Source organism: Aphanizomenon flos-aquae FACHB-1287 (assembly GCF_014698755.1).
GTDB classification, from domain to species: Bacteria; Cyanobacteriota; Cyanobacteriia; order Cyanobacteriales; family Nostocaceae; genus Dolichospermum; species Dolichospermum flosaquae.
The window spans coordinates 30,880-52,768 of the sequence record NZ_JACJTO010000032.1; the positions used below are offsets into that span (position 1 = coordinate 30,880).

The window sequence follows — 21,889 nt, forward strand, 5'->3', positions numbered from 1 at the left end:
AACTTGAGTTATTTGTGAATATTTGGCTTAAATTATATCATCAACCTGATAAACGCTGTAAAAATTCCGTGTGTTCTGGTGAATTTAATCCTGTTTGCAATACTTCTAAAACCTTAACCATATCTCCTGCTAATAATGCGGTTACAGATAACCATAATCCCGGCATAACTTGACTTTTAATAATTCCCTCTGTATCAGGTTTCAATAATATATATTCACTGTCATGTAACCCAAACCAATCTAATTTATTTTCTAAACTCTGCCAAACAATATATTCTTGAATGCCGTTCCGTTTATAGGCTTTTTTCTTATCATATAAATCATAAGCTGCACTGCTGGCGGCAATTTCCGCGACTAATTCCGGTGCGCCTTCAATATAATCATCATCGGTAATTCGAGATTTTCCACCTAAACTTGCATCAATTAATAAAACTCCATCGGGTTGAGGTTCATTATCTTGATCTAATCTGATGGTAGGTTCTATTCCTAATTTAATTCCGGGGGTATGAATACGATAATTCCACAACCAACCGATTAAATTGCTATGGGGTTCTGCATGACGTTGAAAGCGTAAGGGTGAGGCCACGTAAACTACTCCTTCGATTAATTCAGCTTTTTTAATATCGAGACTTTCAGCATAACGACGTTCAAATTCATGGCGTGATAAGCGATCGCCATTTTCTAATGGTAGAATTTGAGGAGTTGGGTTAGTTTGTGGCCGCTGCATTACCATTTGCTATAGCTCCAAGAATTAATTTACACAATCAGCAGAGGACGGGAAAACCCGCCCGTATATAATCAATTATGGTGCTGGGGGTAAAGTTCCACCACTAGCAGCCGGGGGTTCAGTGTAATCGCAAAAGATATTTACGCCTATTTTCAGGATATATAAAACTATAACGGTCGCAATGGCAGGATCAAGAGGTAAACCACTGGACGAAGCTAAACCCACTAAGGAAACTATAACACCAGTGAGTAAAGGAGAACTGCCCGGATTTCTGGTATATTCCTTGATTTGACCACGAAACCCGTCATCACCACAAAGTTCATTTCGCAAGGCTTTGAGAGTGATTTGTAAAAGTGACTTATCTCCCCCCATCATAGCTTGACCATTTTTTGCTTGCCATAAATCCTCAAAAGCCCTTTCCACGTCGCCATTGTTCCTTTCTAAATGATCCATTGCTTCCAGTCCAGGGTTATAATCAGGCATTAATTCCCGCATAGCTTGGATTTCATTACTAGTGATTTGCCTAACTGATTCAAAATTTTTACTGAGTGGTGACAAAATTAACTACATTATGGAAAAGGTTTAGTCATTAAGAAATGATAAAATACCCCAAATACATACAAAAAGTTTGTACTTTTATGAAGTATAATTAAGAAAAAGAGCAATGAATCTAGCTAAATAGGCTTATTTCTTCACCTATTGTCCGCTAGATTCGGTTAAAGTTTTTTCTAAACTAAAAACTGCCATTTTCCTGTGCCAACAACTAAGTTAGCATTCAGGATCAAGGCGATGGTGTAAAATTGTTGGAGAGGCAAATAAAGGCGTGGGTCAGTATCAATCTACTAAATTAAAGCAGTACAATCCAGAAACTATCGCTCGTTACTTTCGTTACCGTCCCTGGTTAGCATGGGGACGACTACTGAGAATAATCTGGTCTTTTGCTGGATTTATATTTAGTCTCAAGTGGGACGAATGGCAAGACCAAGTAGAGGAAAATCAAGGAAAACGCGCTACCCAGTTGCGGACTCTACTGACAAATCTCGGTCCGACATTTATTAAGGTTGGTCAAGCCCTTTCGACTCGTCCCGACTTGATTCGTAAGGATTTCTTAGCAGAACTGGTAAAGCTCCAAGACCAGTTACCAGCTTTTGATAGTGATCTAGCATACCAGATCATTGAAACGGACTTACAGCGACCCATTAGCAAAATTTTTCGGGAACTTTCCCCTCAACCGATAGCAGCGGCTAGTTTGGGTCAAGTATACAAAGGTCGCTTACTGACTGGGGAGGAAGTGGCTGTTAAGGTACAGCGCCCTAATCTTCGTCCGTTACTAACAAAAGACCTGTATCTTATGCGTTGGGTTGCTAGTTGGCTTGCTCCCTGGCTACCACTGAATCTCGGCCACGATTTAACTTTAATTGTAGACGAATTTGGGACAAAGCTATTTGAGGAAATTGATTACATCAATGAAGGACGAAATGCGGAAAAATTTGCCCATAATTTCCGTAATGACCCGCAAGTAAAAGTTCCAAGTATTTATTGGAATTATACTAGTAATCATGTTTTAACCCTGGAATGGATTAATGGTTTTAAACTCACAGATACTCACAATATTCAATCCGTCGGTTTGGACCCAGAAAAAATTATTCAAGTAGGTGTAACTACTGGGTTACAACAACTATTAGAGCATGGTTTTTTTCACGCTGACCCTCATCCGGGTAATTTGTTCGCTATGTCTGATGGTCGCATGGCTTACATTGATTTCGGTATGATGGACCAATTGGAGGAAACAACTAAAGAAAGTTTAGTTGATGCTTTAGTGCATTTGGTAAATAAGGATTACGCCGATTTAGCGGTAGATTTTGTCAACTTGGGCTTTTTAACGGCAAATACTAATATTGCTCCTATTGTTCCTGCATTGGAAGCGGTATTAGGAAATGCTATTGGCAAAAATGTCCAGGATTTTAACTTCAAAACTATTACTGATGAGTTTTCGGAATTGATGTATGAATATCCTTTCCGTGTACCGGCAAAGTTTGCTTTGATTATTCGTTCTTTGGTGACACAAGAGGGTATTGCGCTGAGTTTAAACCCCAATTTCAAAATCGTAGAAGTGGGTTATCCTTACATAGCACGGCGGTTATTAACTGGGGAATCTCCCGCATTACGACGACGGCTCTTGAATGTGTTGTTTAAAGATGGTAAATTTCAATGGCAAAGGTTAGAAAATTTGATTACCATTGCTCGCACTGATAGTCAATTTGATGTTTTACCAACGGCAAAAATGGGGTTAGAATTTATTCTTTCAGAGGAAGGTAAATTCTTGCGTCGTCAGTTGGTTTTAGCTCTAACTGAAGATGACCGTTTACACACAGAAGAAGTCCAACGTCTGTGGGATTTAGTTAAGGATGATTTACCGCCAAATCGGTTAATAAATGTGGCAATTAGCCTGTTAACAGAGTTTTCTAAAGACAGTGTAGCAGCTATTTTAGCAAAGTAATTTGTTAGCAAATAAAAATGAATTTTAATAACAACCAGGAGTTTTAATGTACTATTACCCTTTACAACCGCCTTACTTTTTACTATTAGTTGGTTTTCTCACTGCTTTTACTTCTGGGTTAGCTTTATCTGGAACATTAAAGGTAATTGTTCAGGAATGGCCGCAGGATAAATCAGCTAAAGAAAAGACTAATACCCGTTCTTTTTATAAACAATTATTAATGCCATTTGTGGGTATTACTGGTGGTTCTTGTTTATTTCTTTGTTCTGGTTTTGAGATATTTGGTTTTCCTACCAATATGGCTTTAAGTATTGGTTTACCCATGAGTTTACTAACTTGCTTTTTTGTTTGGAGACAGTTGGGAGGTTTACTTGATTATGTGAAAAGTGAGGGAATGCAGTCTTTAGATTTAGATTCTTGGTCTTAGATATAATTAATTAGGGGGCAGAAATTGCACCCCTAAATTAATTAAACTGGGTTAATATATTGATATAAATCATTACTAATTTAAGTTTTTATTTAGGCACATTGTCTGAATCAGAATGTTCATAATTAAAGGATTAACAGGATGAAAACAGTTATGTTATTACCAATTACTAAATAATTTTTGTGGGAGAAAAGACTAATGCAAATCATTCGTTTACCGGTACTTTCAGATAATTATATATTTTTACTACATGATCCACAGAAGAATATTGCGGCTGTTGTTGACCCTGCGGAAGCACAACCAGTTTTAGAGGAATTAAGAAAAATTAAAGCTGATTTAGTGGCAATTTTTAATACTCATCACCATGGCGATCATGTGGGTGGAAATACACAGTTAATTAAGGTATTTCCTGATGTGAAAGTTTATGGAGGTGCAGAAGATCGGGGGAGGATTCCCGGACAACAGGTATTTTTACAGGAAGGTGATTGTATTCAATTTAGCGATCGCACTGCTAATATATTCTTTTTACCTGGACATACCCGCGCTCATATTGCTTACTATTTCCCCCCACAAAGCCCAGGAGAGTCTGGAGAATTGTTTTGTGGTGATACATTGTTTGCGGGGGGGTGTGGTCGTTTATTTGAAGGGACACCGGAGCAAATGGTAGATTCTCTAAGTAAACTCCGAGCTTTACCTGATCATACTCGCGTTTGGTGCGCTCATGAATACACTTTAAGTAATTTGCGTTTTGCTGTAACTGTAGATGCTGAAAATGCAGACTTACAAAAACGCTATCAAGATGTTAAAGCTCAACGAGATAAATTAGAACCAACAGTTCCATCAATTTTAGGAGTAGAAAAGCTAACAAATCCTTTTTTACGTTGGAATGAACCATCACTACAAGCAACAGCAAAGAGTAAAGATAAAATCCAAACCTTTGCCCGAATTCGGGGAATGAAGGATAATTTTTAGTGATTTTGATATAAAACTCTTGTGGTGCGGGCATCTTGCCCGCAAAATATGTACCTCATAACACCCGTAAGTGCCATATGTAGAGGTTTATGATTCCTAGACCTCTATCAAAAATCTATTTATTAATGCCACAGTATAATTGATATCACAATCAAATTAGAAATGCTCTAATTTGCTTATGGGAATGATATCCTTTATTATCCAAGGACTCTTTTACCTGTGCTGCTAATATTTCTAGGGGAATTAATGTTTGTTCCTGAAAGTTTTCTTGGATATTTTTGGTAACAGCTTGTGTTAAAATTAGTTTTAACTCAGTCTCTAGAATCCGTCCATGTTGTTCTGCTTGATATCTGAGATTTTCGACTAGGTTGGGTTCTAAGTTATCTAGAATTATTTTCATATTTCATACATAGCTTGGGATAGGTTTATATTATAGCGTTTTTCAGGGTTATATATCAGGGTTTATTCGTCCTGAATATCGGCAATTTGCAGATTTTTCTGTAGCTTAAAACACAGCAATTACTAAGGTGCGTCAGATGTCAAAAATCTGTTTATCTGCAAATGCCATACCGCAATTGGGACAATGAATATCAAAGCTACTCCAAACAGATGTTTTATGATAGTCCCAATAATAGCCATGTTTAAATAATTTTGTTGAACAATTCCAGCAATAGTTTATGTGTGTTTGATGTCCACAAGTTCTACAGTCTGCTGTGTATTTTTTTGCATCTTGTTTTGGGTGAAGATCTACGCTGGTACTACCACAATTCAAACAAAATAAATCATTAGTAGGTTTTGGATCTTTTGTAGTTCCATTGTTTGCATTTTTATTACTTTCTAAAAGATACTCAAAAGCCATTCCAATTAATTTTTTTAGGTTATCTGTAAAATTTGGTTTGTGCGTAATATATCCATATTTGTGAAATGGAAATGTAGGTTTTTGATCTTCTTCTTCACCAAAATAAATTTTATCACCTCCATGATTTGTCATTTTTACTGGTTTCTTTTCACCAGTTAAATCATTACAGGGGTGTAAGATAAAAACATAATAATCCGTGTCGCTATATTTATCATTTAAATTTTTGATCTCATAATTCAAAGATTTTTTGTAATTATAATTTTTAAATTTAGCATCAAGCACAAGATAAATTTTTCTATCATTAATGGATATTTCCAGGATAAAATCAGGTCTTTTATTATTTGGGAGTGTTTTTTGATAATATAAAGTAATTGTTCTCCCATTCAAGTCTCCTTTAAAATTAATAGTTACCTGATTATTCAAGTTATTATTTTCAGGATTAATAACTTTTAGGAGTGTACGAATATCCTGTGATTTGTATTGAAATCCGTATGGTTCTTTTAATGTCTTAATTATAGAAACTAAACACCATAATTCATAAATTTGAGGTATTTCTCTCATACCATAAGTTGTAGCTTTTTCATAAAGATCAAAAACTTCCAAATCTATTCCCTCAGATTTTAATATTTCTTTATATGAATTTAAAGCGTTTCGATAACTTATATTTTGAATAAAAGTCATTGAAGATGTAAAACCTTGAATATTTTGCCATTTAATAGTTTTAAAAAATGTCTTTCTTATTCTTTGTTCTATTAATGGTAATAATTTTTGTTGTTCTTTTACAAATTCATCTAAGTCTTTAATTTGCTTTTCAAGTTTTTTGATATCATTCTCTAGAGTTTTGACTTGATTTTCTCTTTCTTTTATGTCTTTTTGTGTTAATATTTGAACCCAATTATTTGATTCTAATTTTTGTTTATTATTGAGTCGTTGATTTAATATATTTTTTTCAACTTCTATCAAATAGGGTTCTATCTTTTTTATTCCCGTTATCGTGAACTGTGGGTAAGTCTTTCCTTTATCCACTCTAATATCACGATCTTTTATAAAAGAAAATTCAAATGTATATTTTTGTTCTTCTTCCAAATAATTTAAACACGCATAAGGAAAGTTGATTAGACAAAATGGTGTCTTATCGGTTTTGCACCAGAACCCACTATTGGATTTTTTATGTTTATATTTAATGTATATACTTAGGGTATAAAATTTCTGTTGACTATCAAATGGCATATTACGACTAATGTTTTGCCATTCTTCCTCCATATTTTGCACTTTTTTTTCTTGTAATAAAATTTCTTCTATAATTTCTTCCTGATTAACTTGAGGATTAGGATCATTTAAAACTTTAATTTTAGCCTTTTTATCATTTATTTTAAATTCCAAAGATTCTAACTGTTTGCTAGTATAATTAATATTATTTGAAACAATTTTATATATACTATTTAACATCAAACATAAATAGCGATTTTCATAAATATCGTAATTTTCAATAAATGTTTTTGAAGGTAAAACCCTAGCACTACCACCAATACTTACTAATTTTCTGTAAGTTTCAGCAATAGGTTTTACTTTCTCTATTTTGGCAATACCTTTTGAGGTTAATAATTCAGATTTAGGTTTTGTTTCAATTGCATCATAAGCTTTTAAAAAATCAATAATTGACTTACTTTCTGAATAACGGAATATTTTATCATAGTATTTTAACTCTAATCTACTAGAAGTTATTTCTGATTTTTGGGAGGTGATTAAATTCCATAATTCACCCTCAAAATCATTTTTAAGTTGTTCAAAGTCAAAATCCAGAATATTGCTATTTATATCAATTGAAATAAAATTGTCTAAAATGCCAATTTCAATTTGACCAATTGTATTTATAGAAGGACAATGATGATATCCAATTCCCCTTTGTCCTATCTCCCATTCTCTTTTAATTATCCATAAATCATCTTTCAAATTAAAAAGAGACTCATGATATTTGCCGTCACTACCTTTTAAAAAGGGTGTGTGCGGTGTTTTTACACAAAATTGAAAATACTTACCATCCTCTTGAGTATAGAGAACAATATCATATTCATAAGTATTTATGTTGGCAGGTTTTATTGTTGGTTTCAATGGCCTTGCGCTTTTGGTGATACTTAAATATTTGTCGCGTGACTCCCATTCAACAGAAATCATTAAAACTTCAAAATCTTTCATCATGTCTTTCCTTTATATTATGCAAAAAAGTTAATTTCAGAGTCAATTTGAGGGTTATTTTTGGCTTTTTTTATCATTTCCGACATAAAAGCATCGGAGACTTTACCTATTTCTTCACTACCGTCTGTTTTATGGTAATAATCTTTAAACAGAGTTTTGAGATGAGAAACGAGAAGTTCTAATATCTCTAATTTACTACTACCATTTTGGGAAACTTGGCTACTATCAAAGGAAAAGCGAGGTAGGATTTTTTGAATAATGATTATATTTAGGGAAATTTTATCATTATTATTGTAATTTTCATAAACTTGGTGATTAAATTTAGCATAGTTCAGTGATTGACGAATAGACCTAATACCAAAGTCAATATTTAAAGGTAACAGAAATTTTTCATTTATTTCTTTTAAATTCATACTAATGTAGGAATCATCCATTGCAGGGTATTCTTCTCTTTGAGAAAAAACAAGTGGGTTAACATAAACTGGTGCTAATTTCCGATCATATTCTGAACTTTTAAAAAATGTTTTTACCTTTGCTTCATAAAGTAGTGGATTTTCAAACTTGACAATGTGTACACGATCTAATATCTTAGGTGAAAAGTAATTTGTGGTTTCATCAACATTAATAGCACCAATAAACCTGACATTATTCGGTATCTTGATAGTAGATGGAAATTTCAAAATATCCATTAAACGTCTTTTGGTTTTGGTGTGTAATTGCAAAAGCGATTCTTTTTCATTGTTACCAAAAATTTCTAAAAAGCGCGTTCTTGCCTCATGATTGTTTAAAAAGTCCTGCCAAGATTTTATTTCAATATCCTTAGCACTGTTTTCAAGCAGGTTTAATAAAGTTTTAAATTCTGATATGAATAATTCTTCTTCATGTTTGGCATATAATTCAATTTCTGGTTGATTACTGCGTTCTTCTAATTTTGAAAGAAAATCTGCAAAGTAATATTCAACTCTTGCTAAATTCATCTCATCTAGGCAAATGAGATATAATTGATCTGGATTGTGAATAGCCTCTACTATTGCTTCTGTGAAAGGTGTGGGCAGAAAAGACATCTGAATAGGGTTATAATATCCCAGCAAATCATCTGAACTTGTCCAATTAGGTTTAACAGGTATAATCTTGGCAACTCCACCCAATGCTTCCGCAAATGCTTTGACAATTTGGGTTTTACCCGAACCTGACAAACCACTCAAAACAATTAAATCATTTGTTCTTAATAGGGTCAAAAAATTTCTGATCTGAAATCTTGTATAAATCAGATTTTTCTGATGAAATAAATATTGATGTACATGATCTGCTAATTTTACAAAACTACTTTCTAATTCGTTTTCAAAACTTAAATAATTACTAGGAATAACGTATTTTTCTCTGAATAGTGAAATATACTGTCTTTCCTCCTCCTCGTTCAAAAACTCTAATTTTCGGCAAATATTAATCCTTTGCTGGAGAATTTTTATGGTGTTTTCCATTTCCGTTTTTTGATTTTTTATTTTGTCAAGTTGTATTTTATTGAACTCTATTTTTTCACTTAACTCCGATATGAAACTCTCATTTTTTGAAATTTCAGTGATTTTTTGAGCGATTGTTTCCTCCCAATATTTAATTGTCTGATTTAGTTCGTTAATTTCATAATTCTTTTCCTCTATGGCTTTGACAAGACTATTTAATTTTTCTCCCTGTTGAACTCTATCAACAGTAGTTTTTAATAAATAAGGATTGTTCCTGTTTCTCCTTTCCTTCAGGTTTTTTTCTAATTCACACTCAAAATAATACCGTTCATCTTTTTCTAATTCATAAGGATCGTAAATAAATACATAATCAATATGATCACCATTAGGATATTTTATTTTTCGTCCGTTATGATCAAGAACAGATTTAAAATATCCATAACGACTACCTGGGTTTACGGTTAGGAATCCAGATAATACAAGAGATGAAATTTGATTGTATTCAAGAATGTCCTTAATCAACTCACTATCAGATTTTGCTAGTAGTTTATTAAATTCCTGTTCATCATTTTCAGTCATAGGCTATTTGATGGTAATTGCGTTTTTATGCTTACCAGCAACTAAGATTTGCTGTAACATTAACTTAGCTATGGATATTGTCAGCGTTAGAGCGTTGTTGCTAAAAGTCTTGATATTAGTTTTTACATTTATATAAAATACAACTATCTGTCCCCTTATGGAACTATACGGTTAAAAGCTTAAAAAAAATTAATCAAGTAGTTAGATGAAGTAATTTATACATTAATTACCATTCTCCAGGTTATGGATAATGCCACGGTACGTGATCAGAAACTTATCAAATTTCCCCTGAGATCATGCAAAGTCGGAAATCTTCTTTAGTCTCAGGCAAAAAATTCTGTTATCGGCATAAGCTAACGATTGGGTTATTAGTAAACTGTAAAAGTTAAACTCCAACGACATACTCAAAATCAAGGACAAACCACCCATGACGAAATTCCTAGATACTGCTATTGAAGCCATTGTCGCCCGCGAAATCCTCGACTCACGGGGTAGACCAACCATCGAAGCCGAGGTACACTTAGCTAATGGCGCTATCGGACTGGCACAAGTTCCCAGCGGGGCTTCTACGGGGTCATTTGAGGCTCATGAATTGCGTGATGGTGATAAAAGCCGTTATGGGGGTAAAGGTGTACTCAAGGCTGTCCAGAATGTCAATCAGGTACTAGCTCCCAAGTTACTAGGTTTAGATGCTCTCAACCAAGAAGCCCTAGATAAATTGATGATTTCCCTAGATGGTTCACCCAATAAGGCCAATTTGGGAGCAAATGCAATTTTGGGCATTTCCCTAGCTGCTGCAAAGGCTGGTGCGGAGTCTTTAGGTATTCCTCTCTATCGCTATTTAGGTGGACCTTTGGCGAATTTATTGCCTGTCCCCTTAATGAATGTGATCAATGGTGGAGCGCACGCAGCCAATAATGTAGACTTTCAAGAGTTTATGATTGTCCCCATTGGTGCTCCTTCTTTTAAAGAAGCTTTGCGTTGGGGTGCGGAAGTATTTGCCACTCTCAGTAAAGTGTTAGATGATAAAGGTTTGCTGACAGGTGTGGGTGATGAAGGTGGTTTTGCACCTAATCTAGAATCTAACCAGGTAGCTTTAGAATTGTTGGTAGCAGCGATTAAACAAGCTGGTTATAAGCCCGGGGAGGAAGTAGCCTTGGCTTTAGATGTGGCTGCTAGTGAATTTTACAAAAATGGCCAGTATGTTTATGATGGTAAACCCCATGCACCAACTGAGTTTATTGATTATTTGGGGGAATTAGTTGATCAATATCCCATTGTATCTATTGAAGATGGTTTACATGAGGAAGATTGGCAAAGTTGGCAATTACTGACTGAGAAATTAGGCTCAAAGGTGCAATTGGTGGGTGATGATTTATTTGTTACCAATGCTACCCGCTTACAAAGAGGTATTGAACAAAAAGCCGGTAATTCGATTTTGATTAAATTAAATCAAATCGGTTCATTAACAGAAACCTTGGAAACCATTGACCTAGCGACTCGCAACGGTTTCCGCTCAGTAATTAGCCATCGTTCTGGAGAAACAGAAGATACAACTATTGCTGATTTAGCTGTAGCTACTCGCGCTGGTCAAATTAAAACCGGTTCTCTGTGTCGCAGTGAACGAGTAGCAAAATACAATCGTCTACTACGTATTGAACATGAATTAGGCGATCGCGCTATCTATGCTGGTACTATTGGTTTAGGACCAAAATAGGCAATTGGTGATTGGTGATTGTTGATTGGTGATTGGTGATTGGTGATTGTAAACAGCATTACCCATGACCCATGACCCATGACCCATGACCCATGACCCATGACCCATGACCCATGACCCATTACCGAATTATGGATAAAACCCAATTTTAGGTAATCCCAAAGTTTCATCCCAATCTAGCATCAAGTTCATACATTGAATTGCTTGTCCAGCTTGACCTTTAATCAAGTTATCAATAGCTGACATGACAATAACACGACCAGTGCGGGGATCAACCTCTATACCAATGTAACAAGTATTACTTCCACACGCCCATTTAGTTTGGGGATAAGTGCCACTGTTACAGATTTTTATCCAGGGAGAATTGCGATAAAAAGCGTTATAGATAGTAATTAAATCATCACGAACTAAACCCGGATCACGCATGGTAGCATAGACAGTAGCTAAAATTCCCCGCACCATAGGGATTAAATGGGGTGTAAATTGGATTGTCACCTCATGTCTAGCCAATTCACTACAAATTTGCTCAATTTCTGGCGTGTGGCGGTGTCTAGCGACGTTATAAGCACCTAGAGAGTTATCAGCTTCCGCTAATAATAGATTAACCTTAGCTTGTCTTCCGCCCCCAGATGTGCCAGATTTAGCATCAATAATCGCTGTTTCGGGAATTATTAAACCTTGTTTTAAAAGTGGTGACAATGCCAGTAAACTGGCCGTAGGATAGCAACCAGGACAGCCAATAAGATTTGATTCAGCAATGCGCGAGCGGTACAATTCCGGTAAACCATAAACCGCTGTTGCTGCTATAGAATGATCGCTTCTTTCTGTACCATACCAAGTCGTATAAGTTTTCAAATCACTAAAGCGATAATCGGCACTCAGGTCAAGTACCTTACAACCTTTTTCTATAAGTTGGGGAGCGATTTTACAAGCTAGTCCATTGGGTAAAGATAAAAATACCACTTCACAACGACTAGCAATAATTTCCGGTTCTACTGCCTCAATAGACAAATTCACTATATTACCGAACTGTGGATAAAGATCAGCAAAGGATTTACCCGCACTACTTTCGCCACCTAAATACACAATTTCTACTTGAGGATGATCCATTAGTAGTCGTACTAGCTGCACTCCGCCATACCCTGACGCGCCAACAATTCCAACTGGTACGCGTCTTAAATTTTCCATAATATTCAATCCTTATCCACTTTTAGCTAGAGAACTACTTAGTAAAGGTAAAATCCAGTTCCTTGATGTCTGAGACATAAGAGACTCATGCAACAATTTTGTCGCCTAATTTTTACTGAATGTGATATTATCATAATAAAGATTTCTACAACTAAGTAAAACTTGATAAACTAAACACTTAATTAGATTAAGTACATTGTCGTTATAGCAATAAGCAAGAGCAAAGAAGTTTTCACTGATTTTATGTTTATTTGCACAATTTGGTTTTATTGTGTTAACTTGGTAAATTGAACAATGCCCTTTTTTAAGAGACGGAAATTCTCATTTATTGGGAAAATTGATGTTTTAAAGCTGTAAAAACTGGACAAGGGGCTGAGATTTGTAAATTATCCGGTTTACTCCAGGTAAAGGGTGCTTTTTTATCCGCTGACATCCATAGAAGTTTTTTGGCTCTAGTCATAGCGACATAAAGTAACCGATATTCTTCAGCGGTTTTTAGATATTTCGATTCTTCCCAAGCTTGGTTAATATCAGGTATGGGTTTTTTGTGAAGTCCGGCACGAATTTGGGCGCGGGCAACTTCTGGTAAGGTAAAATTACCTAAAAATTGTCCTTGGGGGGGGACCCAAAATCTCCCAGGAATTAGGTTTTCATGGAGAAAGGGTAAAAATACATAATCCCAGTCTAACCCTTTGGCTTTGTGCATAGTGATAATTGTTAATTGTCCTTGTTTGGTATATTGTTCTTCTACATTTTCTGGTTCTACTGATTCAAATTTTTCAGAACTGACAATTTCACTTAAAGTTGATATTATTGCCCCCATAGAACTATTACCAAAAATTTGCTGATTTACCCGTTCTGCCAGTTTATCAGCAGTTGCTAATGCTGCTTGATCATATTTTAAAGTTAAGGCGAAAAAAGAAATTATTTGATAAAATGGTAATTCTAAATAAGCCCTAAGTAAACTCCGACAAAAATGAGCCGCTTTTTGCACTATTTCTGTTTGGGGTGTGCTTAAAGGACTGGGATATAAAAATTCTTCCGGTACACTAGCTAGGGTATTAATATCTTGAGTAGGAATTAATTGCCTTGCAACAAGAACATCTAAAGTAGCTTTGAGATAATCAGGAGAATGGGGGCGCTCACAAAATTGTAATAATGATAATATTTCTTGAGGAATATGAGAACGATGTTCTTTTTCCCCCACGTCATAAACTGGAATTTTATGTTCTTTCAATATCGGTTCTAAAGCAGTAGCTAACCATTTTCCTTGTCGATTTTCTCTAACTAATATAGCTGCACAGGATTGAGGATTTTCTGCAAATAATTCAATTACTCTTTGAGAAATTAATTCAACTGTATGATAAATATCTCTAGGAATATGAAGTTCTAATCCTTGTCCTACAGGTTCAGGGTTTCTATTTTCTTGATTAACTGGTTGAATTGTCTGCGTTCTAAATGGTGCTGTTCTATGTTTGATTTTAGCAAAATCCTGATTATTTACCCATGTTAAAGCAAAGTTAGCAGCATCAATAATTATTTGTGTACTGCGTCCAGCTTGGTCCATTTCCGCTAGTCTATTTTGACTTTGACAATCTTCGCAAAATTCCCGAAAATAAATAGGGTCAGCAGGTGTAAAGGTGGAATTAATGGCTTGATTAGGATCACCAACTCTAATTAAATTTAAGGCTGATTTATCTAAATTATCTCCAAATTCTTGACTGGCTAATTTTTCTAATAAATCTGTTTGTAATGGACTAGAATCTTGAGCTTCATCTTCAAAAACAGCCAGAATTTTGTTTTGCTCAATGCGGCAGGTACTGGGGTTTTTTAAAACTTTTAAAGCCCCTAATACCATATCATCATAATCAATAAAATTCTGTAATTGCATGATTTTTTGATATTGTTCATATAATCCGGCCGCAATTCTTAAAATACCATATTTATCTTGAGTTTGTTCACTCCACTTCAATAAATCTGCTGGTGATATTCCTGAACTTTTAGCCTCATGAATTACTGTATGAGCTAAATCTGGTAATATTTCTGTGCGTAGCACTGACTGACGACGGAGTTTTTCGGTTTCTTCTCCATCAAATTGCTGTCCAGTAAGTAAGCTTAGATAAGTTTCAGGATAATTAATTATCCATTGTTCTACGGCTTTGCGGATGAATTTATGACTTTTATTTGGTGTGATTAATGTGGCATTTTCTAACTGTAAACCGGATAAATGAGGATAACGACTGGCAATAATTAAGGCTAAACCATGCAAGGTATAAACGGCAAATCCCGTTTGTGGTAAAGATAATTCTTTTAATTTTACTCGAATTTTAGATTTGATATTGGCAGTTGCAGAACGGGTAAAAGTGACAACAATTAACTGTTTATATTCTTTATTGCCTGTGTTTAAATAATACTCATATTGACGAGCAATAGCGATCGCTGCTGCTGCTGCCATTCCCGTTGATTTTCCTGCTCCAGGCACGGCAGATACGGCTAATGGTCCCCCATGCCAATCCGCCATTTCTGTTTGTCCTGGGCGCAGTTTGGCGCGAATGAGGGCAATATTTTCTCTTAATTTGTTCAGAGGTAATTGGTTATTATTCATTGGTTTTTATTCTCAAATTAGATTCTATCGCTAGGAGTTTGGCCACTTGATAACAAACCCACGCTAATATCACCTTCATGGGGGTTAGGAATGATCACAGTTACCTCATTCCGGCGCATTTGTGGATGTCTCCCACCAGCGTAGGGACCTTCAAAACCCAACTCAAGTAGACGCTTTACCAAATCATTCCCAGAAACGGGTGTTAATCTAGGCATTTTATACAAGCTGTGTAATTTGATTTAAGTTAATATTTTCAATTAGAGGAATATCTAAACCTAAACGTAAACGCAAAGCTAACCAATCACTTAATCCTTCTTTTAACTCACGGCGACAACCTTCTAATGTTTGATAATTTGCCCATACTCCCTGTAAACCTGGAATTTCACCCCAATAAGTACCATCATCTTCAATAATTTCATAAATTGCTAATTCCATTGCTTTATCAATGTAACTTGCCAGCATTTTTACTATTTCCTTATAGATTAAAATCAAGGGTGACTAAATGATATCATAAATTACTTACCTGGGTTAAATATTAATAACTATAAATAAGTTTTTGATCACAATTAAATATTGTCACTTGTCCAGTCACCAAGCATTAATTAAAGGGGTTGTTTCCACAACTCCCTTTCTACTGCGATGCTTTCTCTAGGCTGTGCTGAATTTTACAAAAAATTTAATCTATGTCTTTGGATAGATGACATTGATTTGATTAGCATTGGAAAATAAACATCTTCTCTGTTCTTTTTATTAATTATTCTTCATTATTCGTCAATTTGCCAAGCATCTTTGGTATATTCCTCATCTAATACTTTCTTGGGACGAACTAAAACAATCATTTTTCCTAATAGGGGAATTGCTGGTGCGGTTTCAAACCACTGAAAGTCAATAGTACCGCCATTGTCAAATACAAAGTAGTTAGAAACATCCCATTCTCTTTGTGATCGATCTATAACAATCATGATTGGTTCAATTTTGTTTTGATGGGGATTGGGGAAGATATCACTGTTACCAATGACGACTACAGGATCTTCTGCGTTGAGAAGGATTTTCCAACCTGGTAAAGCTACCCAAGCCTGTTCTCCAGCAAATTTAACGATCCGAAAGGGTGGAATTTCCGTAATAAAAGGTACAGCTTTTAATATTTCTGGTGTTAATGGCAATTCACCGACTACTGGTAAAATCCGGGGTAGGTCTTCGTCAATTTCCAGACGATAAAATGGTAGTATAGGCGGAGCTACTTTGGGAGCAACGCTAAAGTCCATTAAAAGTTGTTCTAATTGTTTTCTAGCTGTTTCGGAATGAACAAAGCGTAAACCCTTAGCAATTAAGCGCGATCTCTCTGAGAGGTCAGATTTTTGTTTAGCATATTTCCAGGATTGATAGGCAATGGCATCTCCCGGATGTTTACTGAAACCTTCTGGTAAATTAGGAAACCAAGAATAATCTTTAACAGCTTTGGCTATATCCCTGACCACATCGGCATCTAGCTTATATTGATAGGTTAAATCGGCAGTGGTAGCACGGTCTTCTTGTGTTAGTCCACGTAATTCATATAACACATCACTACTTTTATTGCTATAATATTTTAATGTTTCTAGTGATGAGCCACATTTTTCCATGGAATTGTAAACCTGAGAGCCGACAATGACCTGATTTTGTTGAATTGGTTCAAATCCTGTGGCTTCAAAGATTTCTTGGGGATTGTAACCGTTTTTTTGCAGGTAAGCTATGGCTTGTCCCCATTCTATCCAAGTTCCCTGTTTTTGTCTCAGCTTGACCAATAATTCTGTAGCTGTATTTTGTTCGGGATTTTGGAGATTGGGCTGTGTTTCGGTCATAATTAAAAAGTGCGCGTTGAAAGTGAATACTGTCTAATGAGTTTGACACCCTGCGGACTGAAGATACGCAGATTTTCTAGTTAATTCTAATTCTATCATGTCGCTTAACATCTTGGTTTTATGCGTTTCCGCTATTGTCGGCCGCTAACTTGCTGCTGTGTCTGGGGATTTTTTTGTCAATTGGCCTCAGTTTTATCTGGGAATAGGGAATAAATTGGTGTGTACTCCACTAGACAAATTAGCAAAAATATTGAACCACAGATAAATCACATTCTCAAAATTAGATTAAAGACCCAACAAGGGGTAGAATTGACAACCAACCCCATGACACCCCCTGATATGTATTGCGACTATCTAGTACAAATCCTCACCGCCCGCGTCTATGATGTAGCCCAAGAAACACCACTGGAATATGCTCCGAACCTGTCCGCGAGACTAAATAACAAACTCCTTCTCAAACGGGAAGATATGCAATCAGTCTTCTCCTTCAAACTACGGGGTGCATATAACAAAATGGTCAACCTGACACCAGACCTCCTGAAACAGGGTGTTATAGCCGCTTCTGCGGGGAATCATGCTCAAGGTGTAGCCCTAGCTGCTAATCGCTTGGGAACAAAAGCAATTATTGTTATGCCCGTGATTACACCCCAAGTTAAAATTAATGCAGTCAAAGCCCGGGGTGGAGAAGTTGTATTATATGGTAATAATTATGATGAAGCCTACACCTACGCGCGGGAATTAGAAGCAGAAAAAGGGTTAACCTTTATACATCCCTTTGATGATCCTGAAGTGATAGCAGGCCAGGGAACTATTGGTATGGAAATCCTGCGTCAATATCAGCAACCTATTCACGCAATCTTTGTGGCCATTGGTGGTGGTGGTTTGATTTCCGGTATTGCAGCTTATGTTAAACGCTTGCGTCCCGATATTAAAATTATTGGTGTTGAACCCGTAGACGCTAACGCTATGTATCAATCATTGCAAGCTGGTGAGAGAGTCCGTTTGTCTCAGGTAGGTTTATTTGCTGACGGGGTAGCAGTGCGGGAAGTCGGAGAAGAAACCTTTCGGCTATGTCAGCAATATGTAGATGAAATTATTTTAGTGGATACAGATGCCACCTGTGCAGCCATTAAAGATGTGTTTGAGGATACTCGTTCTATTTTAGAACCTGCGGGGGCATTAGCGATCGCTGGTGCAAAACTTTATACAGAACGCGAACAAATTCAAAATCAAACCCTGGTCGCCGTTGCCTGTGGTGCTAACATGAACTTTGACCGCTTACGTTTTGTTGCTGAACGGGCAGAATTTGGAGAACGTCGAGAAGCTATCTTTGCAGTCAGAATTCCCGAAGAAAGAGGCAGTTTAAGAAAGTTTTGTGAATGTATTGGTAAACGCAATCTGACAGAATTTAACTATCGCATTGCTAACGAAAAAGAAGCGCATATTTTCGTAGGTGTGCAAATAGAAAATCGCGCTGACGCGGCAAAAATGGTAGAAAATTTTGAATCTCATGGTTTAAAAACCATAGATCTCACAGACGACGAATTAACAAAACTGCATTTGCGTCACATGGTAGGAGGACATTCTCCCCTAGCAGAAAATGAACTCCTTTATCGCTTTGAATTTCCCGAACGTCCAGGAGCATTAATGCAATTTGTCACCTCCATATCTCCTGATTGGAATATTAGCTTATTTCATTATCGCAATAATGGCGCAGACTATGGACGGATTGTAGTAGGAATGCAAGTTCCCCCCCACGAAATGTCAGAATGGCAATCATTTTTAGATACTCTTGGTTATCACTATTGGCATGAAAGCGATAATCCCGCATATAAGTTATTTTTAGGATGATTTAATTTTTAGATCCCCGACTTCTTGAAAAAGTTGAGGATCTGGAGATTTTCGGTATGATAATTTAACGGTGTGATAGTTCTAAAAAATTAATTGTTTGCGGTACAAAACTAGATGAACTTTCCCAATAATCTACTTTATTAACTTTTACTTTTAGTAAAGCAATGTTAGGTTCATCTATACCTTGAGGAAACCAAGTTTCTAATCCTGGTTGCCATTTTGATTGAAGTTGATTACGATCTCTTATTAGTTCGGCTATTCCTAATATAGAAACATATCGTTCTTGATTAGGTGCGGAAAAACTGATATTCACCTGTTGATGATGTTGAATTTCTACGACTTTATGGGAATTAGCTAAAGTAAAAAACCAGAGTGTAGCATCATTATCAATTTCATTCCACATTGACATCGGACGACTATGTAAACTACCATCATTATCAATGGTGGTTAACATCCCACATTCAAGACCTTCAAGTAATTTACGTAATTCCTGAACCTGTGGTTTTGTATGTAAAGATTGTGTCATATAATTCTACTAGGATTTTAGTTTTATGAACATGATTGATATTTTTAGTGTTAAACTTTTTCGATTGATATACGTGAGTCTCAAGACGTAATTATCAAAATTTGTTCCTACCAATTTCTCACTAAATAAATATGTCTGATAACAGATGTTTATTAGATTTATTAGACATTAAATAAATAATTTTGTAGAGACGTTCTAGATAACGTCTCCATTCTTCAAAAATTCTTGTCTTTAATTGTGTCTTAACTTAAACTAGTTGCCCACTCACGTAAATGTGAATTTACTTGTTCGGGAATTTCATCATGGGGACAATGACCCGCTGTGAGAAAATATTCTGTTAATTGGGGATAATATTCATGGAATTTCCGAGAACTTTCTCTAACTCTCATCCAAGGATCTGCTTCCCCCCATATTAACAATAATGGATAAGTTAATTGTTTAAGTAAAACATCAACCTTCTCACCTTGAGGAGTGCTAAAAACAGAAATAAATACATCTATTGCTCCCTCATCAAAAGCAGGACGATAAATTTCTTCTACTAATTGATCTGTAACTGCACCTTTATCAAGATAAACTTTTTCTAATGTTCGGCGAATTACCCACTTTTGGCGCGTATATTGAAATAATAAAGTTTGTAATAATCGCTGTTTAAAAAGCCATTTGGCAGGTTTACCTAAAAGTTTTTGCACAGGATTTGGAGAAGGTTGAATTTGATTTTCTGGTTGAGAAAATGATCCAGCACTATTGATTAATACTAAACCAGCAGCACTATCAGGACATTGAGAAGCAACACATAAACAAGCATAACCACCCAAAGAATTACCAGCTAAAATCGTTTTTCGACAGATAATTTCACTGATAAAATCATGAAGTTGATCTCGCCACAACTTACCGCTATACTGTAAATTAGGTTTGCTAGAACGCCCAAATCCTAATAAGTCAATAGCAAATACTTGGAAATCCGCACTCAGTTCTGTAATGTTCTTACGCCAATGATCCGTAGAAGCACCAAAACCATGTACTAATAGTAAAGGTGGACGGAGAGGTTGTGCTTCTCCCGCTTGCACATAGTACACCCTATGTCCGCGCCATTGCCAGTATTGACCAGGAATTGGATTTGTAGAAGAGTCCGTTCTTGTTTGCATATTGCCAAGAAATATTAAGTTACTGTAAATAATTGTAAATTAAATTATCAGAGAAGTAACTGGCATCCCAAGTAAATAGAATTTAGCTACACAAACAAAATCCGCCCACGGGAACTAATATCTATTAAGATATACAAATCCAGGTGGGTTTTACCCGTATAGATGCGGTTTCTAACTATCTTTTTAGACCTAAAAACTGATAAAAATGATTACCGGAAAAACGAAACTTTTGGGAGTAATTGGACATCCTGTAGAACATTCTCTTTCACCAGTGATGCACAATGCCGCATTAGCTAAACTGGGATTAGACTATGTATACTTGCCTTTTCCCATTTCACCAGAAAATTTAGCAACAGCGATCGCTGGTTTTGCTAGTATTGGTATAGTCGGATTTAGTATCACAATTCCCCATAAACAAGCGATATTACCCTTATTATCCACAATTTCCCCCATTGCTCAAGTTATCGGTGCTGTGAATACTGTTACCCGTCAAGGTGATACATGGGTAGGGACAAACACAGATGTAGAAGGATTTATTGCCCCTTTACAAACAACATATCATCAGGATTGGAGTCAGAAAAAAGCCGTAATTTTAGGAAATGGTGGTGCTGCTAGGGCTGTGGTTGCTGGTTGTATTCAACTCGGTTTGGCAGAAATTCATGTTGTAGGGCGTAATTGGCAGAAATTACAAGCTTTTCGGCAAAGTTGGCAAAATTCACCTTTTGCAGACCAATTTCAGATCCATGAATGGACAGAATTACCTAACCTACTTCATCAAGCTAACCTACTGGTAAATACAACCCCTATTGGTATGTATCCTCATATTAACGACTCCCCATTGAGTAGCCAGGAAATTAGTTATTTGCCACAAGAGGCCATTGTCTATGATTTAATTTATATTCCTAAACCCAGTAAATTTTTACACCTAGCCGAAACACAAGGGGCAATTATTATCGATGGTTTAGAAATGCTTGTACAACAAGGTGCAGCCGCCTTGAAAATTTGGTTACAACGGGAAACAGTCCCGGTCACCGAAATGCGTCAAGCACTGCAAAATCACCTGGGGATTTGAGGGTTGACATACTCACCTGCCTGAAGGCGAGGTGATTCTTGACGCTTCACAGACTGATGCTACCGAGGTAGTCTTACTCTGTCTCTGCGCCCGTTTAGAGTCGTGGCAATACCCTATCCCGACTTTATTTATATTTTTTGCGGCGTTTTCATCTCGGTCGTGTTCAGTCCCACAATTTAGGCACTTAACCGACCGAATTTTTAAATCAAGTTTCCCCCATTTGT

General features: G+C 36.1%; 19 protein-coding genes. 6 read left to right on the top strand and 13 right to left on the bottom strand.

Going from position 1 to position 21,889, the window contains the following annotated elements; genetic code table 11:
• Window positions 1-40: 40 nt before the first annotated feature.
• Window positions 41-733: a Uma2 family endonuclease gene (locus tag H6G44_RS14865; protein WP_190387232.1), complete on the bottom strand. Its 693-nt coding sequence runs from the start codon at window positions 731-733 to the stop codon at window positions 41-43.
• Between the two features lie 69 nt (window positions 734-802).
• On the bottom strand, window positions 803-1,222 hold the full coding sequence (locus H6G44_RS14870) for a hypothetical protein (protein ID WP_190387259.1): 420 nt from the start codon (window positions 1,220-1,222) through the stop codon (window positions 803-805).
• A gap of 328 nt (window positions 1,223-1,550) precedes the next feature.
• Between H6G44_RS14870 and H6G44_RS14875 the strand changes: the two genes are divergently transcribed.
• The 3 genes from H6G44_RS14875 to gloB all read left to right on the top strand — a co-directional run bounded on the left by H6G44_RS14875 (window position 1,551) and on the right by gloB (window position 4,626).
• Entirely contained in the window at window positions 1,551-3,227 is a 1,677-nt protein-coding gene (locus H6G44_RS14875) for an ABC1 kinase family protein (protein ID WP_190387231.1), read from the top strand.
• A gap of 46 nt (window positions 3,228-3,273) precedes the next feature.
• Window positions 3,274-3,654, top strand: coding sequence for a hypothetical protein (locus tag H6G44_RS14880; RefSeq protein ID WP_190387230.1), 381 nt, complete (start codon window positions 3,274-3,276; stop codon window positions 3,652-3,654).
• Window positions 3,655-3,852: 198 nt separating this feature from the next.
• Entirely contained in the window at window positions 3,853-4,626 is a 774-nt protein-coding gene (gene gloB / locus H6G44_RS14885; protein ID WP_190387229.1) for a hydroxyacylglutathione hydrolase, read from the top strand.
• 151 nt (window positions 4,627-4,777) lie between these two features.
• On the opposite strand, the gene H6G44_RS14890 is transcribed toward gloB, so the two are convergent.
• From H6G44_RS14890 to H6G44_RS14900, 3 genes are all read right to left on the bottom strand, one after another.
• Window positions 4,778-5,026: a FitA-like ribbon-helix-helix domain-containing protein gene (locus H6G44_RS14890; protein WP_190387228.1), complete on the bottom strand. Its 249-nt coding sequence runs from the start codon at window positions 5,024-5,026 to the stop codon at window positions 4,778-4,780.
• 132 nt (window positions 5,027-5,158) lie between these two features.
• Complete coding sequence (locus H6G44_RS14895) at window positions 5,159-7,684, bottom strand: nuclease domain-containing protein (protein WP_190387227.1); 2,526 nt, start codon at window positions 7,682-7,684, stop codon at window positions 5,159-5,161.
• Between the two features lie 14 nt (window positions 7,685-7,698).
• Window positions 7,699-9,720 carry an AAA family ATPase gene (locus H6G44_RS14900; protein ID WP_190387226.1) on the bottom strand — a complete coding sequence of 674 codons (2,022 nt, stop codon included), beginning with the start codon at window positions 9,718-9,720 and terminating at the stop codon, window positions 7,699-7,701.
• A 427-nt stretch (window positions 9,721-10,147) separates the two neighbouring features.
• Between H6G44_RS14900 and eno the strand changes: the two genes are divergently transcribed.
• A complete protein-coding gene (gene eno, locus H6G44_RS14905) occupies window positions 10,148-11,437 on the top strand; it encodes a phosphopyruvate hydratase (protein ID WP_190387225.1) in 1,290 nt (429 codons plus the stop codon).
• 129 nt (window positions 11,438-11,566) lie between these two features.
• Here the strand turns inward: eno and argC are convergent, their stop codons facing one another.
• The 5 genes from argC to H6G44_RS14930 form a co-directional block, all read right to left on the bottom strand.
• Complete coding sequence (argC, locus tag H6G44_RS14910; RefSeq protein WP_190387224.1) at window positions 11,567-12,625, bottom strand: N-acetyl-gamma-glutamyl-phosphate reductase; 1,059 nt, start codon at window positions 12,623-12,625, stop codon at window positions 11,567-11,569.
• A 325-nt stretch (window positions 12,626-12,950) separates the two neighbouring features.
• The gene (locus H6G44_RS14915) at window positions 12,951-15,230 is read right to left on the bottom strand and encodes an ATP-dependent helicase (RefSeq protein WP_190387223.1); all 2,280 of its coding nucleotides are present in this window, start codon (window positions 15,228-15,230) and stop codon (window positions 12,951-12,953) included.
• Between the two features lie 17 nt (window positions 15,231-15,247).
• A complete protein-coding gene (locus tag H6G44_RS14920) occupies window positions 15,248-15,445 on the bottom strand; it encodes a type II toxin-antitoxin system HicA family toxin (RefSeq protein WP_190387222.1) in 198 nt (65 codons plus the stop codon).
• Window position 15,446: 1 nt separating this feature from the next.
• Window positions 15,447-15,692 carry a type II toxin-antitoxin system HicB family antitoxin gene (locus H6G44_RS14925; protein ID WP_190387221.1) on the bottom strand — a complete coding sequence of 82 codons (246 nt, stop codon included), beginning with the start codon at window positions 15,690-15,692 and terminating at the stop codon, window positions 15,447-15,449.
• Between the two features lie 302 nt (window positions 15,693-15,994).
• Complete coding sequence (locus H6G44_RS14930) at window positions 15,995-17,071, bottom strand: RuBisCO accumulation factor 1 (protein ID WP_190387220.1); 1,077 nt, start codon at window positions 17,069-17,071, stop codon at window positions 15,995-15,997.
• A gap of 324 nt (window positions 17,072-17,395) precedes the next feature.
• Here H6G44_RS14930 and ilvA point away from each other — a divergent pair, with 324 nt between their 5' ends.
• A complete protein-coding gene (gene ilvA / locus H6G44_RS14935) occupies window positions 17,396-18,922 on the top strand; it encodes a threonine ammonia-lyase, biosynthetic (RefSeq protein WP_190387258.1) in 1,527 nt (508 codons plus the stop codon).
• Window positions 18,923-18,986: 64 nt separating this feature from the next.
• Here ilvA and H6G44_RS14940 read toward each other — a convergent pair whose 3' ends face one another.
• Both H6G44_RS14940 and H6G44_RS14945 read right to left on the bottom strand, forming a co-directional pair.
• The gene (locus tag H6G44_RS14940; protein ID WP_190387219.1) at window positions 18,987-19,448 is read right to left on the bottom strand and encodes a pyridoxamine 5'-phosphate oxidase family protein; all 462 of its coding nucleotides are present in this window, start codon (window positions 19,446-19,448) and stop codon (window positions 18,987-18,989) included.
• A 242-nt stretch (window positions 19,449-19,690) separates the two neighbouring features.
• Window positions 19,691-20,593 carry an alpha/beta fold hydrolase gene (locus H6G44_RS14945; protein WP_190387218.1) on the bottom strand — a complete coding sequence of 301 codons (903 nt, stop codon included), beginning with the start codon at window positions 20,591-20,593 and terminating at the stop codon, window positions 19,691-19,693.
• Window positions 20,594-20,798: 205 nt separating this feature from the next.
• Between H6G44_RS14945 and H6G44_RS14950 the strand changes: the two genes are divergently transcribed.
• Entirely contained in the window at window positions 20,799-21,665 is an 867-nt protein-coding gene (locus H6G44_RS14950) for a shikimate dehydrogenase (protein WP_190387217.1), read from the top strand.
• Window positions 21,666-21,677: 12 nt separating this feature from the next.
• Here the strand turns inward: H6G44_RS14950 and H6G44_RS20545 are convergent, their stop codons facing one another.
• Window positions 21,678-21,863, bottom strand: a complete 186-nt coding sequence (locus H6G44_RS20545; protein ID WP_313885308.1) for a zinc ribbon domain-containing protein — start codon at window positions 21,861-21,863, stop codon at window positions 21,678-21,680.
• Window positions 21,864-21,889 lie beyond the last annotated feature (26 nt).

Bases quoted from the DNA above. Each gene is read 5' to 3' on its own strand.
- H6G44_RS14865 (WP_190387232.1), bottom strand. From the start codon at position 733: ATGGTAATGCAGCGGCCACAAACTAACCCAACTCCTCAAATTCTACCA.
- H6G44_RS14870 (WP_190387259.1), bottom strand. From the start codon at position 1,222: ATGCGGGAATTAATGCCTGATTATAACCCTGGACTGGAAGCAATGGAT.
- H6G44_RS14880 (WP_190387230.1), top strand. From the start codon at position 3,274: ATGTACTATTACCCTTTACAACCGCCTTACTTTTTACTATTAGTTGGT.
- gloB (WP_190387229.1), top strand. From the start codon at position 3,853: ATGCAAATCATTCGTTTACCGGTACTTTCAGATAATTATATATTTTTA.
- H6G44_RS14890 (WP_190387228.1), bottom strand. From the start codon at position 5,026: ATGAAAATAATTCTAGATAACTTAGAACCCAACCTAGTCGAAAATCTC.
- H6G44_RS14895 (WP_190387227.1), bottom strand. From the start codon at position 7,684: ATGATGAAAGATTTTGAAGTTTTAATGATTTCTGTTGAATGGGAGTCA.
- H6G44_RS14900 (WP_190387226.1), bottom strand. From the start codon at position 9,720: ATGACTGAAAATGATGAACAGGAATTTAATAAACTACTAGCAAAATCT.
- eno (WP_190387225.1), top strand. From the start codon at position 10,148: ATGACGAAATTCCTAGATACTGCTATTGAAGCCATTGTCGCCCGCGAA.
- argC (WP_190387224.1), bottom strand. From the start codon at position 12,625: ATGGAAAATTTAAGACGCGTACCAGTTGGAATTGTTGGCGCGTCAGGG.
- H6G44_RS14915 (WP_190387223.1), bottom strand. From the start codon at position 15,230: ATGAATAATAACCAATTACCTCTGAACAAATTAAGAGAAAATATTGCC.
- H6G44_RS14920 (WP_190387222.1), bottom strand. From the start codon at position 15,445: ATGCCTAGATTAACACCCGTTTCTGGGAATGATTTGGTAAAGCGTCTA.
- H6G44_RS14925 (WP_190387221.1), bottom strand. From the start codon at position 15,692: ATGCTGGCAAGTTACATTGATAAAGCAATGGAATTAGCAATTTATGAA.
- H6G44_RS14930 (WP_190387220.1), bottom strand. From the start codon at position 17,071: ATGACCGAAACACAGCCCAATCTCCAAAATCCCGAACAAAATACAGCT.
- ilvA (WP_190387258.1), top strand. From the start codon at position 17,396: ATGACACCCCCTGATATGTATTGCGACTATCTAGTACAAATCCTCACC.
- H6G44_RS14940 (WP_190387219.1), bottom strand. From the start codon at position 19,448: ATGACACAATCTTTACATACAAAACCACAGGTTCAGGAATTACGTAAA.
- H6G44_RS14945 (WP_190387218.1), bottom strand. From the start codon at position 20,593: ATGCAAACAAGAACGGACTCTTCTACAAATCCAATTCCTGGTCAATAC.
- H6G44_RS14950 (WP_190387217.1), top strand. From the start codon at position 20,799: ATGATTACCGGAAAAACGAAACTTTTGGGAGTAATTGGACATCCTGTA.